The following is a 13,767-nucleotide window of genomic DNA, read 5'->3' as shown; positions in this document are numbered from 1 at the left end:
AACAAAACCGGTAATATGCATTAATGTAAAGGCTAAATTAAGGTCCAAAAAACAATCATTTTATGAATAGTAATGCTCAAAAAACGTATTTAATTATTTTAAGAAACATAAGCCTAAATCCTATTTGATATTTGTAACTTATAGTTTGAAAAACTTAAGTTTCTATAATTTAGAGTATCTATATTGAATTTTACAATATTTCACCACTACGTAACGCTATAAATATGTCAAAATATACACTTTCAGTGAATGGTCAAACAATGACGGCAGAAGTAGATGATGATACACCGCTGTTATGGGTATTACGTGATCACCTAAATCTTTTAGGCACTAAATTCGGATGTGGAGTGGCACAATGTGGGGCATGTACTGTTCACATGAATGGAAATGCCGTCAGGTCCTGCGTCTTACCGATTTCGGCTGTATCCGATAATGAAATTGTGACGATCGAGGGGCTAAGTGAAAGTGGAGAGCATCCGTTGCAAAAAGCCTGGGTAGAAAATGATGTTTCCCAATGTGGTTACTGTCAGGCAGGGCAGATCATGGCTGCCGCAGCCTTGCTTACCAAAAACCCAAAACCCACCGATCAGGAAATCGATCGTTCTATAACCAACATTTGCCGATGTGGCACACATGTAAGGATCCGTAAAGCCATTCATTCTGCATCAGAAAAATTATAAAGAAGTATGAGACCAACAATATCCAGAAGGAATTTCATAAAAGTTTCAGCCATTTCTGGTGGAGGGATGCTTATGAGCTTTTCTTTTTTAAACACCAACCCGAGCGAAGAACAAATTACTGAAAATCTATTTTCGCCCAATTCTTATATCTCTTTGAATTCAGACGGAAAGGTAGTCATCATGGCCCCAAACCCTGAAATAGGCCAAGGTGTCAAGACTTCATTACCTATGATCATTGCTGAAGAATTAGGAGTTGATTGGCAAGATGTAAAAGTGGAGTTTGCCCCATTAAAAGATGAATTTGGAAGACAAAGGGCCGGTGGAAGTGGCTCCATCAGAGGAAGGTTTGAAGAATTACGAATTGTAGGTGCCACCGCGCGTGAAATGTTGACCATAGCTGCTGCTCAGACTTGGGGTGTACCAATTTCTGAGTGTCATGCTGAAAATGGGATAGTTAAACATAAAAGTACTGGAAAAACATTAGGCTATGGAGAATTGGCTACCAAAGCCACCAAGGTGGAAGTCCCTAGCTCTCCAAAACTAAAGGATCCAAAGGACTTCAAGATTATTGGCTCCAGGGTCAATGATGTAGATGCCTCAAAAATAGCTTCTGGGCTTCCTCTTTTTGGAATCGACACCCGTCGAGAGGGTATGTTGTTTGCCATGGTTTCTCGTTCCCCAGCTTACGGGAAAACACTAAAATCCGTCAATGACTCAGACGCCCTTGAAGTGAATGGCGTTAAAAAAGTTATTAAATTAGAAAATTCTGTTGCTGTGTTGGCTACCTCTACTTGGGCGGCCAAGAAAGGCCGAGATGCATTAAAAATAGAATGGGAAGCGGCCGAAAAGCTTGAAAATACTGTTGAGCACTTTGACTCTTTTAAAGAAATGGTCATGGATGCAAATATTGAGCCGGTCAGAAATGATGGTGATTTTGAGGCAACCAAGAGCATTGCTTCTAAAGTATTGGACGTAACTTATGAAATACACACCCTTTCCCATGGGCAGATGGAACCACTTAATTTTTTTGCAGATGTAAAAGAAAATGAAGTGGAGTTATTCGGACCAACCCAAGTGCCAGATTCCCTTAGAAAGCAAGTATCAGAAAAATTAGGCATTTCAGAAGAAGCGATTAAAGTAGCCATGCCTAGACAAGGTGGCGGCTTTGGAAGGAAATTGATGACGGATAATGGCGTAGAAGCTGCTTTGATCTCTGCTGCAGCCAAATCACCAGTACAGGTTCAATGGACCCGGGAGGATGATATGCAGAATGACTTTTACCGACCAGCCGAAATGTACAGGTATCAGGCTACACTTTCTGAAGATGGACTATTAGGTTGGTACCAATCAGGAGTAGGTATAGGTCGTGGTGCAAGAGGGAATAGCTATGTGGCTGGAGCCCTGGACAACTACCGTTGTATCGGACAGGGGTTTGAGAGCAACACGCCCACAGGTTGGTGGCGAGCTCCCGGAGCATGTACCTTGGCCTATGTGGCTGAATCCTTTATGGATGAGGTTTGTATTGAATTGAAAAAAGATCCTATTGACTTTAGACTCGCATTATTTAATCAGGCTAAAATGACTCCTATTGGTCGTTTATCCTATGACCCAGATAAATATAAGGGAGTGGTAGAACTCGTTGCAAAAATGAGCAATTGGGGCAACACACCTAAGGGACTTTTCAGAGGGATGTCTACATGGTATTCCTTTGGTTCATATGCAGCAGAAGTGGTAGACATTGAGTTGGTCAATGGTAAACCGAGGGTGGTCAAAGTCTATTGTGCGGTCAATTGTGGACGTGTAATCAATCGAAGTGGAGCAGAAAACCAAGTTCAGGGTGCTATCGTTGACGGAATCTGTCATGCCATGTTTCCGAAGGTCACCTTTGTGGATGGAGCAGTCGCTGAAACCAACTTTCACACTTACAAATTTCTAAGAATGAAAGATGCTCCGCTTGAAATTGAGGTTGATTTTGTGACATCTGATGAGGCACCAACTGGATTAGGGGAACCTGCCCTGCCTCCAGTAGCAGCTGCTTTAGCCAATGCGATTTTTGCCGCGACCGGAAAAAGAATTCGCAAAATGCCATTCAGTGAACAACTGGGTTGATAAAAGCCTTTACAAACCGAACCGTTCTTGGCCCTAATAATTTACAGATCTTAAGCAGGGATCAAAACAAAAAAATATAATGATATTGGCATCATATTAGTATTAAATTGCTAATTTTTGGTACCAATACCATATTCAGTAAATCAGCTTTTGTAAATGAGTAATTTTTCAATCTTATAGATTTTTAGGCATTTACTAATAGAAGCTTTATATAACTAAGTTGTACTATACACAGACCTCCTTATTTCATCTCAATTTTAAGTATTTGTTTGATTTTCATAGTCCTTTGTTTCGTATATGTAATTTAATCCATAGCAAATTGGAGACCTTTATTAAAACTAAACAACTAAATGTAGCCAACATGAAATCAAATACTGAAAACCTTGGAATAGGTAAACCAACTCGAATAAATATTACATAATAAGACCAATAAAATATTGGATTCATTCCACTATTTAATAGTTTAAACCGTTATATAAGAATACGGTATTAATAAACCAAAGCTCTACCTAAACCAACTCTAACCATGCCAACCCAAAAGTATCTCCAGTCAATATTAAACCTTTTTCTAATTTCAATTAGTATAATTGCATGTAATACCAATGGAGGGTCTGATTCTCCAGAACCTGAAACACCTGATGGATCAAATCTGCCTCCAGTAGAAACATTGGAACCCAACACCAGCTACTCTCCTAATTTTGACAATCAAACCAGGGCCAATGGAAATAAGACAGAAACGGCTTACACGGTGGAGGTATTCGCTAATGGCTTGACAAGCCCATGGGGAATGAGCAATCTGCCTGACGGTCGAATTATCGTAACCGAAAAAAGGGGTACTTTGAGGATAATATCTCTGACAGGTACGGTAAGTAATCCAATAAATGGTTTACCAACAGTCAATAGTTCAGGGCAAGGAGGCTTATTGGATGTAGCTATTGACCCAGATTTTAGCACGACCAGAATGATCTACTGGACTTTTTCACAAGATGGCGGTCAAGGAACTGCTACAGCAGTGGCTAAAGGAAGGCTTTCCAACGATGAACAGCAGATCGAAGACGCTGAAGTTATCTATACTGCCCTACCTGAATTCAATGGAACAGCTCATTACGGTTCTCGCCTGGAGTGGGATGGGGAAGGAAATTTGTTTGTCAGCACCGGAGAAAGATCCAGTGCGAGTATCCGGGGACAGGCCCAAGAACTTGATGCTGCCCTTGGAAAAATCCTCCGCATATCCACGGAAGGAAATGCATTAGAAAGTAACCCCTTTTATGGAGAAAGCCAATCGCTGCCTGAAATCTATTCCTATGGGCATCGAAATGTCCAAGGAATAGCCATTCACCCAGTTACTGGAGACTTATGGGAGGCAGAGCTAGGCCCTAGGGGTGGTGATGAAGTTAATCTGATTATACCTGGCAACAACTATGGCTGGCCTGTTATTTCCTATGGCATAGAATACAGTGGGAGCGCTATTGGTCAAGGAATTACCTATCAGGAGGGTATGGAACAACCTATATACTATTGGGATCCCGTTATCTCCCCAAGTGGAATCACATTTTATTCAGGTAATTTAATCTCTGAATGGGAAAATAATTTATTCTTGGCGGCACTAAGTGGTCAGCACATCGCAAGATTAGTAATCGAGGATAATGAGGTGGTAGCAGAAGAGCGCTTACTAGTGGAGGAAGGCAAAAGATTTAGAGATGTGTTGGAGGGGATGGATGGTGCTCTTTACGCAGTTACAGATGAAAACAATGCCAGTCTCTATCGCATTACACTTTAAAGCAAAAGTGATTTCACTAATTATTGATATCAGTTGCTTCCAATAGTATATCGTCTCAATTGGATTGTCAACACAGCTTATTTATTGATTCAGTTTTTATCCCACATTTAAGGTTAAACTAAACTTCGCGATGAATAAATCAGCCTAAAAAACTTTAGCAAAGAATGAACTACATTAAATACCAAAATCTATCTAAAGGAATCAATTATGAAGTTCTGTATGTAGAAAAAAGCAGAAGAGAACCAAAAGTCCATGTAATTTTTTTTGTGACTGTTTTGCAAATGAGGTTCTTCATAAAAATGGTCAAGTAGTAATCCATATTCATCCCAAATAATAAAAAACCACCTCAAAACATGTAACGGTTTTAAACTTAATAGCCTAATGGTTAATTGATCTTGTTTTCATAAAGTACGTGAATATTATTTAAAAAAATTATAGTTAATAGAACTGATTATAGCACCTATTTTTTCAAGAGATTCCATAAAAACACAAAATTAAAATCAATACAAATAAAACTTTTAAGTAACTTTATATCAGTAACTTAACCGCAATATTCATGAAAAACATCTTAAAGGTTTCTCTTCCAATATTGTACTTATCATTATTGATATCATGTACAATAGATTCTTCTGATGACCCTCAGCGTCCTAGTAATTTTTGGACTGCTCCAGAAAGAAATAGTAGTAACTCGGCATCCAATATTTATTTTGGATTTTTAGACGGTGATGGTAGCTCATCCACTCTCCTTGATATGCCCAAAGACAGCTCTTCCACTCATTTATTTATTGGCAGATGGCAAATTACCAAGATAGGTATAGATGAAAATAACGATGGAAATATCATCTATCACCAGTACAAGGATTTTCGCCATAAAGATTGCGGTAACGCATTTTTACAGTTCAATAATGACGGAGTGGTCTTTGAGAACATTTACTTCAGAGAAAATGGCAAGTGTAAACTTTTTTCCGAGATTGATCGCTGGGAATTAATTGCCACCAACCGATTCAAAATTTATCTTTATGAAAACATATACTTGGAAAAAGTATCATTAAGCGAAATGGTCCTCAAATATGATTGGAATTTTGAAAATTCACTTTATGGACCTACTCAGGTTTATTACTATTTTGAAAGATTGTAGAGTTTGTCATTAAAAAACATTCTGTGTTGTATCTCCAAAGATTCGAGACTGTAACCTAAACTCTGACGAAGACTTTTTAAGGTAGAGTTTAGATTACAGTCCCATTTTCAACTAGTTATAACATGAGACCAATAGAAGCTACCCTTGTCAAAATCTTTCTAACCAGTTCTTCATTGCTGATAATCATCCATACAGGCTTGATTGCAAATAATTATTCTCAGATTCTAGCCGCGACTAGAGACAAGAAAGACCAGCTACTACCCTCTTTATAGTTTCACTTTACTACTTCAATTTCATAAACTTCACCAGACTTAGCGAGGAAATCTATAGCTTCACTTTCTGGGAATTCCATTTCGATTAATTGGGAGGAGTCTTTGATGATCTCTCCTCCAGATTTTACATACTCAAATAATTCATTAGGGTTATTCCCCTTTGCTGTAATTGTTGATGCATTAATAACTTTGACAGGTTTATTGGTTCTGACCCTACAATTACCCTCCAAAGAAGAATGGATAGTAGCATGTGTCAATTCTCCATTTTCCCAAGCTAGGTCTATTTCAAAACCTCCCCTTGCCTTAAGTCCTTTTACTTGACCACTTTTCCAAGCTTTTGGTAACGCAGGAAGTAGATAAATTTCTCCATTATGGCTTTGCACCAACATTTCCGCAATTCCAGCCGTAGCCCCAAAATTCCCATCAATCTGGAATGGTGGATGCGCATCAAAAAGATTGGTATATGTTCCGCTACGCGAACTTCCTTTTTCTCCTTCTCTTACCAGTTGAAGAAGATTTGTTAATAATTTCAACGATTTATCACCATCATACAGCCTGGCCCATATATTTACTTTCCATCCCATTGACCATCCAGTAGCTTGATCACCTCTCCTAACCATTGATTGCTTGACTGCTTTAGCTAACTCTGGGGTATTCCACATATCAATCTGATTACCCGGATGAAATCCATACAAATGAGAAATGTGTCGATGATGAGGTTCTTGTTCTTCAAAATCAAATTGCCACTCTTGAAGCTGACCATACTTCCCAATTTGATAGGGTAATAATTTATCCAGCTTTGAGCTTATCTCTTCTTCGATGTCTGTATGATAACCAAGTTTTTGACAGGCTTCTAAATACCGTGAAAACGATTCTCGGATAATTGCCATGTCCATAGTTGGCCCAGGACTTTGGGTAGAAAATTCATTGTCTTTAAAATAGAATTTGTTTTCTGGGCTATGTCCAACGGGAGTCACCAAATAGCCCTCCTTATTAGGCACCAACCAGTCTTTATAAAATAATACTGCTCCTTCCAGTAAAGGGAATATTTCTGTTTCCAAAAACTCTTTATCTCCTGTAAACAAATAACGCTCCCACATATGGCTCAGCAACCAACCTGCCGTCATTGGCCAAAAGGAACAAGCACATAAATCCACTGGTTCAGCATGCCTCCAAACGGTCATATTGTGATTGGCCACCCATCCTTGATTGCCAAACATATCCCTAGCAGTTACTTCACCATTAATGGCCAATTCCTTTATTGCTTGGAACAAAGGCTCATGACATTCTGAAAGATTGGTCAGTTCTGCAGGCCAGTAATTCATTTCTAAATTAATATTCATCGTATAAGCACTTGCCCATGGAGGGATGACTTCTGCATTCCAAATACCTTGTAAGTTGAGCGGTTGACCGCCCGGTCTGGATCCAGAAATCATCAAATACCGACCAAATTGAAAGTACAAACCAACTAATGATTGATCCTGACCGTTTTGGAAAAGCTTTACCCTCTGGTCAGTTGGTAACTTGGATTGCTTTCCAGGCTTCTCTATGCTTAGAGCAACTCGGTCAAATAGACCTTTATAATCAGCGACATGACGTTGACTTAATTCATCATAGTCTTTCTCTTTGACATCATTTAGCAAGCCTTTTACTTTGGCCTCATAATCAATCCCCTCAAATGCAGGTGACTTATCAAAACCGTTATAACTGGTAGCGGCAGAAATAATAAATACAGCTTCGTCAGCATTTTCAACATAAGCTGCATCATCTTCGATTACTACCTTGCCTCCTTTATTTCTGGTTACTAATCTAGTGTCAAATGCCATCCCTAAACCAAAGACCTCTTCATCATACATGACTTGCTTGGCTCCTGGCTTTAACTTGCCTTCCTTATCAAATATTTCAGGGTATTTATGTTGATCTCCTTCCCTTATAACCCTTTCAAGGTCCCTTCTTAAGGCTATTCCCGGTGCTTTTCCCTGAAGAACAAGCTGATTTCCATCTTTAAAATTCTTGGCAGTAGGTGCATGTGGTGTTGAAAGGCTGACTTTACAGTTAACCATACCAGGTTTATCGGCACTTACTTTTACGACAATGACATGGTCAGGATAGCTGGCAAAATACTCCCTAGTATAATTTACCCCATCCACTTTGTATTTAACTGAAACTATCGATTTACCTAAATCCAAGCTTCTCTTATAATCTTTTACCTGTCCATCATGATCAAATTCCAACCATAAATCACCCATGGGCTGAAAGCACTGCTGCGCTCTTCCCAACCAGTCTTTCTGGATAATGTCTTGGGCTTTTAAATACTCACCATCTTCAAGCAGCGCCATTACTTCTGGATAACGCTTCCGGACATTGATACTCTTAAAAGTATAATCCGGATCTCCAGAATAAAGGGTAGCTTCATTCATTTGGATTCTCTCTTTTTCCACACCACCAAAGACCATTCCTCCCATAAAAGCATTTCCTATAGGAATGGCTTCTGTCCACTCCTTAGCTGACTGGTCATACCAAACCTCTAAATCTTGCTTAATATTTGAGTTAGTGGTGCCTTTCTGACCAAAAGAAGAAAATGAAACTAAAAAAAGGATAAAACAAATGACTTTAATATGGAGATACCTTCCTGTATAATTCATAATGTTTATTAATAAATCGATAAATAAAGTGCGCAGCCGATTGGCCACGCACTGATAAGTAATTAAAATTAGGCCTAAAAGACTAAAAACTTAGTATCCATCTCAATTTATTTAGAAATACCCTGGGTTTTGATTTAGTTGAGCCTCCGTATTGGTCTCAATTTCCCTAAAAGGAATTGGCCAAAGATTCTGATGATCGGAAATTCTATCTCCAGTAATAGGGTTATATTGCTTTACTCTTTCAACAAGTTTACCCAATCGCATTAGGGTGAGTAAACGCAGCTCTTCCCAGGCCAACTCTCTAGCCCGTTCATCCAAAATATAATCTATGTCCACTTCCCCAGCTGCAACAGGATTAGCGTTGGACCTCGCTCTTACCACATTGATATCAGCAGCAGCACTGCTTTGATCTCCCTTACCTAAATATGCCTCTGCACGTAAAAGGTAAGTTTCAGCCAATCGGAAAATATATTGATCTGTGAAAGAATTATTGGAAGAATTATTGAGCAAGCCAGTTGCAGGGTCAAGCACAAATTCATCGGGAAAGTTATTAATCGGTGCTACTTTTGCAAAAATCACACTCCACCATCTATCTAAAGTGTTGGGGAAATTTTCTATCGCTCCACTTTCTACGATCTTTTGCCCGTAATAAGCTGACTCAGGATTATTGGCCACAATATCCCTCATGATATTATTCCCTGAATTCCGGATATCATTGTCAAAATCACTTTCCCAAATTTGTTGTCTTACATAAGGAGTAGGTGCATACCAGCCGATCCCTCGCCCTCCATATTGATTTGATGGACCAATAAAAAGGTTTTTATCATCTGGATCTTTTAACTGCCAATACATCGGGATCAGAAACCTGGGCCAAGGGTTTCCAGCACCACCACCATCAATCAAGTATTCATATTGCCTAACCCAGATTGACTCCATGTTACCACTGGTCCTGTTTTGGTTATTTCTTCTGAAAAGATCCCAGTAAACATCGCCATCTTCATTCATTCTAGTACCAAACCTTTCGGTCATTAAGCTGTAATTTGGATTATTGATCACTGCTGATGCTGCAGAGATAGCTGCATCCCAATCTTCGTTGATCAAATAAACCTCAGCCAATAAATGATTTGCCGCTGCTTTGGTCAGCCTTCCTGTTTCAGAAAGCTCCGTAACCTCGGGTAAATTGGAAACTGCAAATTGCAGATCACTGACAATTTGTGAAATTACTTCATCTTTTGTGGCCCTGGTAAAATCTCTTCTAGGACTTGTTACCTCTTCCAAAATAATGGGAACTCCTCCATATAAGATGACTAAGGTTCTATAAGCCAAGGCCCTAAAAAACATAGCTTCTGCTTTGTAGGTATTTCTTTCAGTTTCAGAGGTAAACCCAATATTTTCGGCATCTATCCTTCCTATAACTACATTGGCATCAAAAACCATTCGGTATAAACTTCCCCAAACATTGTTAACTACAGAAGTCGTTGGAGTAAGCTTATCCGTATAGAGGTTCAGGTCATGAGTAATATCTATGGCATCCCATGCAACATCAGTAGGATAATGCATTGCCCTTCCTTCATTACTGTTTATGTTTAATAGAGCTGGGAAAACATTTTCATAGATTCTGGCCACAGCTGCATTGAAGTCAGAAGGTTTGGAAAATGAATTACTTGGTGTGTAGAAGTCAAGAGGCTCTTCTTCCAGCCATTCTGACTCATTACAAGAAACACTTGCGATCAATAGCAAGATGGGCAGTATGATTTTATATCTTCGTTTCATGGCTGTTCTATTAAAATTCAATGTTTAAACCTAGGGTATAATTTCTCATTAATGGAACACCGGCCACCAAACCTACTCCGGTTTCAGGGTCCCAACCTTCCCACTTAGTCCAAGTGGCTAAGTTCTTACCACTCAGGTTAACTTTGAGATTTCGGATGTGTAACCTCTCCAAAAACTCAGAGTTAAAATTATAAGCGATCGAAACATCCTGCAGTCTCACAAAATTTCTCTGGTCATAGGGCCTTCCATCAAAGCTGGATGGAGTATCCAACCTTCTATATTTGGCATTTGGATTTTCTGGCATCCAATAATCAAAAGCCATGGCGTTGGAATAGGAAAGTTGATCCTTCTTGAACAAAGCTCCGTCTTGATAAGGACTTCCATCTGCATAATAATAGTCTTTTCCTCCTTGGATTGAATTAATAAATACATAAACAGAGAAGTTCTTGTATCTAAAAGTATTGCTGATTCCAAATCTGTAGGATGGATCTCTGTATCCAAGAATCTTTCTATCATCCGGCGTAATGGTACCATCTCCATTCGCATCATCCAGTTTATAGGTTCCCGGGAAGAAGCCATCCGGGACTTCATCTTCCAATTGCCACATACCTATTACCTCATAGTCGAACACTACGTTTTGAGGTTCACCTATAAAAAGTTGATTGGAGACAATATCATCCTCTATTCCATCCCCGTTATTATCGGCTCCCAGTATAGAAACTATTTCGTTTCTATTTCGTGAGAAATTGAACCCAGTTTCAAGGCTCATATCGGAACTCTGGATAATTCTTCCATTTAATGCCAATTCTAACCCGTGGTTTTTCACATTTCCGATATTGGTAGAAATGCTAGAAAAACCTGTAATGATTGGAATCTGAATATCATACAATATGTTTTCAGTGTTATTTCGGTAATACTCTATATTACCATAGAGTCTTGATTTAAGTAATTCGAAATCAAACCCAATATTTAATCCAGTAGTCGTCTCCCATTTTAGGTTATCATTTGCCATACTTGAAATCCATTGACCGATAGTAGCACTTCCGCCGTCACCAAAAACTATACTTTGGGTTGACCCCATTCGTGCTAATGTTTGATAACGAGAAAGCCCTCTTCTACCTGTTTGCCCATAAGAAACCCTAAACTTTAAGTAATCTATTCCACTGTATTCCATAAAGCTTTCCTCACTCATCACCCAACCAGCTGCAATGGAAGGAAACGTACCAAACTTGCTATTGGAGCCAAAACCGGAAAATCCATCCCTCCTTACAGTTGCAGTAAGCATATACCGATCGTTAAAAGTGTAGATTGCCCTTCCCATAGTATATAAACTGGTCTCTTTTTCTGCACCGGAGCTAAGTGAGTTCAATGTGGGATCACCAGCATCCAATTTATTATAGCCTAAAGTCGGGTTGACAAAGTTTTGGGCAGAGGAATTGGTGTAATTGGTCTGGATATTTTCCACTCCATAAAGAAGGGTTACATTCAGCTTATGGATATCATTAAAGCTTCTTTTATAAGAAATGATATTATCAAGAATATAACTATACCTTTCATTCCTGTTTTTATATCCTGAACCAGTATAATTTGCGCCCCAAGGATTAAATTGATTATGAATATTATTGATATAATTATTACCAAAATTCAACCGGTAATTAAAGCCCTCAAGAAATGGAAGTTGTACATCGAAATGAAAATTCCCGAACAGGTTCAGCCGCTTCTCTTCATCATCTATTTGATATTGTAAAAATGGGTTAAGTCCTGTACCATTAGGCTCTAACACATAATCACCATTGTCATCATATAATGGAGCGAATGTCTGTAAGTGAAACACTGCACCCACACCTGGTGAGACCCCTGAATAATCACTTGAGGTCAAAAATGTCTCCATTCCAAATTTTAACCAGTCTGTAATTTTAGTATCCATATTGATGTTCAGACTGATTCTCTGATAATCATCGTTCTTGATAAAACCTTTCTGATCTAAAATACCAGCTGAAACAAAATAACCGGAATTTTCGGACCTACCTCTGATACTTATATCATGTTTATTGATATGTCCATCACCAGTCAACATCCCCCACCAATCATTATCTAGATTATTTTCATACCCTTCGGAAATTTGTAGCGTTTTTAAGAATGGGACAACTGAAAAATCAGGATTAGGTGTAAGGTACTCCGGACCAATCCTACTGTCGGTCCAATACACATCATCTAAAAAAGCTTTACTTTCAGCGGTATTAAAAGGCTCAAGTGTTTTTGAAGCCACTTGAAGAGAGAATTGCCCGGAGTAGTTTATAATGGGCTTTCCTTCTATCTTTCCCTTTTTAGTAGTAACCAATATGACACCATTTGAAGCTTGGGATCCATACACTGCAGCAGCACTTCCATCTTTTAGTACTTCTACAGACTCTACAGTGGCGGGATTGATATCCACCATACTTCCCCGGTAGATTATTCCATCCAAAACAATTAGGGGTGCATTGTCCCCGGCAGAGCTTGACAAAGTATTTTGGCCCCTAATGTCAATCCTAGGATTAGCACCTGAACTTGTTGTTGCACCTACATTTAAGCCTGGTACCCTACCTTGTAGTGATTGGAAGAGGTTTACATTGGGTAATTCTTCTTGCTGCTTTACATCGACACTGGCCACAGCTCCAGTTAAATCCCTCTTTTCTACTGTGCCATATCCAATGACTACTACTTCATCTAAAGACTGAGTATCCAGAGATAGAGTTATATCCAACTCTGTCCTACCATCTACCGGAACCTCCTGTTTCACATACCCAATGAATGAATAAACGAGTATACCATCGTCCGGTACATTTTCAATGACATAGTTTCCGTCTAAACCCGTCACTGTTCCTGAGGAAGTACCTTTTATTAAAATACTGACTCCGGGTATAGGTTCATTACCCTCATCCCTTACAGTACCCTTAACGGTTAGCTCAACACTAATATGTTGTTCAACTTTTGGCTGTAAAGACCTCTTTACACTAATGCGGTCGTTAACCTGTTTGAATTGTAGTTGGTGTGATTCTGCGAGCAAATACAATACATTCTCTAATGTTTCATTTTTTACAGATAGTGTAACAGGCAAAACTTCCTTAACCAAATCCTGCTCATAAAAAAAGGAGAATTCAGTTTGTGTACCGATTTTTTCAAAGACCTTATCAATGCCTGTTTGTTTGACGTCAAATGAAACTTTGACTTTGGACATATCGGTTTTGAATTGCTCATCAGTAGAAGCTAGCGCATTGTAAGAACAGACAACCATCAAAAGGTAGGCTATTACAAGTGGATAGCACCTACCTTTTGGAATTAGTAATGGTATTAAATGTTTCATACTTAGTTATTTTGGTTATTATTG

7 protein-coding genes are annotated in these 13,767 nt (G+C 39.0%); 4 read left to right on the top strand and 3 right to left on the bottom strand.

Annotated elements, in window-relative coordinates; translation table 11 throughout:
• The first annotated feature begins 224 nt into the window (after positions 1-224).
• The 4 genes from JL001_RS16105 to JL001_RS16090 all read left to right on the top strand — a co-directional run bounded on the left by JL001_RS16105 (position 225) and on the right by JL001_RS16090 (position 5,707).
• Positions 225-680, top strand: a complete 456-nt coding sequence (locus JL001_RS16105) for a (2Fe-2S)-binding protein (RefSeq protein ID WP_200977908.1) — start codon at positions 225-227, stop codon at positions 678-680.
• A gap of 6 nt (positions 681-686) precedes the next feature.
• Positions 687-2,789: a molybdopterin cofactor-binding domain-containing protein gene (locus JL001_RS16100; RefSeq protein WP_200977900.1), complete on the top strand. Its 2,103-nt coding sequence runs from the start codon at positions 687-689 to the stop codon at positions 2,787-2,789.
• 526 nt (positions 2,790-3,315) lie between these two features.
• The gene (locus JL001_RS16095) at positions 3,316-4,569 is read left to right on the top strand and encodes a PQQ-dependent sugar dehydrogenase (protein WP_200977899.1); all 1,254 of its coding nucleotides are present in this window, start codon (positions 3,316-3,318) and stop codon (positions 4,567-4,569) included.
• Positions 4,570-5,125: 556 nt separating this feature from the next.
• Positions 5,126-5,707, top strand: a complete 582-nt coding sequence (locus tag JL001_RS16090) for a hypothetical protein (protein WP_200977897.1) — start codon at positions 5,126-5,128, stop codon at positions 5,705-5,707.
• 274 nt (positions 5,708-5,981) lie between these two features.
• Here the strand turns inward: JL001_RS16090 and JL001_RS16085 are convergent, their stop codons facing one another.
• The 3 genes from JL001_RS16085 to JL001_RS16075 all read right to left on the bottom strand — a co-directional run bounded on the left by JL001_RS16085 (position 5,982) and on the right by JL001_RS16075 (position 13,743).
• Entirely contained in the window at positions 5,982-8,624 is a 2,643-nt protein-coding gene (locus JL001_RS16085) for a glycoside hydrolase N-terminal domain-containing protein (RefSeq protein ID WP_200977895.1), read from the bottom strand.
• Positions 8,625-8,735: 111 nt separating this feature from the next.
• The gene (locus tag JL001_RS16080) at positions 8,736-10,397 is read right to left on the bottom strand and encodes a RagB/SusD family nutrient uptake outer membrane protein (protein WP_200977893.1); all 1,662 of its coding nucleotides are present in this window, start codon (positions 10,395-10,397) and stop codon (positions 8,736-8,738) included.
• 10 nt (positions 10,398-10,407) lie between these two features.
• Positions 10,408-13,743, bottom strand: a complete 3,336-nt coding sequence (locus tag JL001_RS16075) for a TonB-dependent receptor (RefSeq protein WP_200977891.1) — start codon at positions 13,741-13,743, stop codon at positions 10,408-10,410.
• Between the last annotated feature and the right edge of the window lie 24 nt (positions 13,744-13,767).

Origin of the sequence: Echinicola sp. 20G, assembly GCF_015533855.1 — a bacterium.
Classification (GTDB): domain Bacteria; phylum Bacteroidota; class Bacteroidia; order Cytophagales; family Cyclobacteriaceae; genus Echinicola.
Note: the sequence above shows the minus strand (reverse complement) of the source record. Positions and strands in the feature narration are given on the sequence as shown.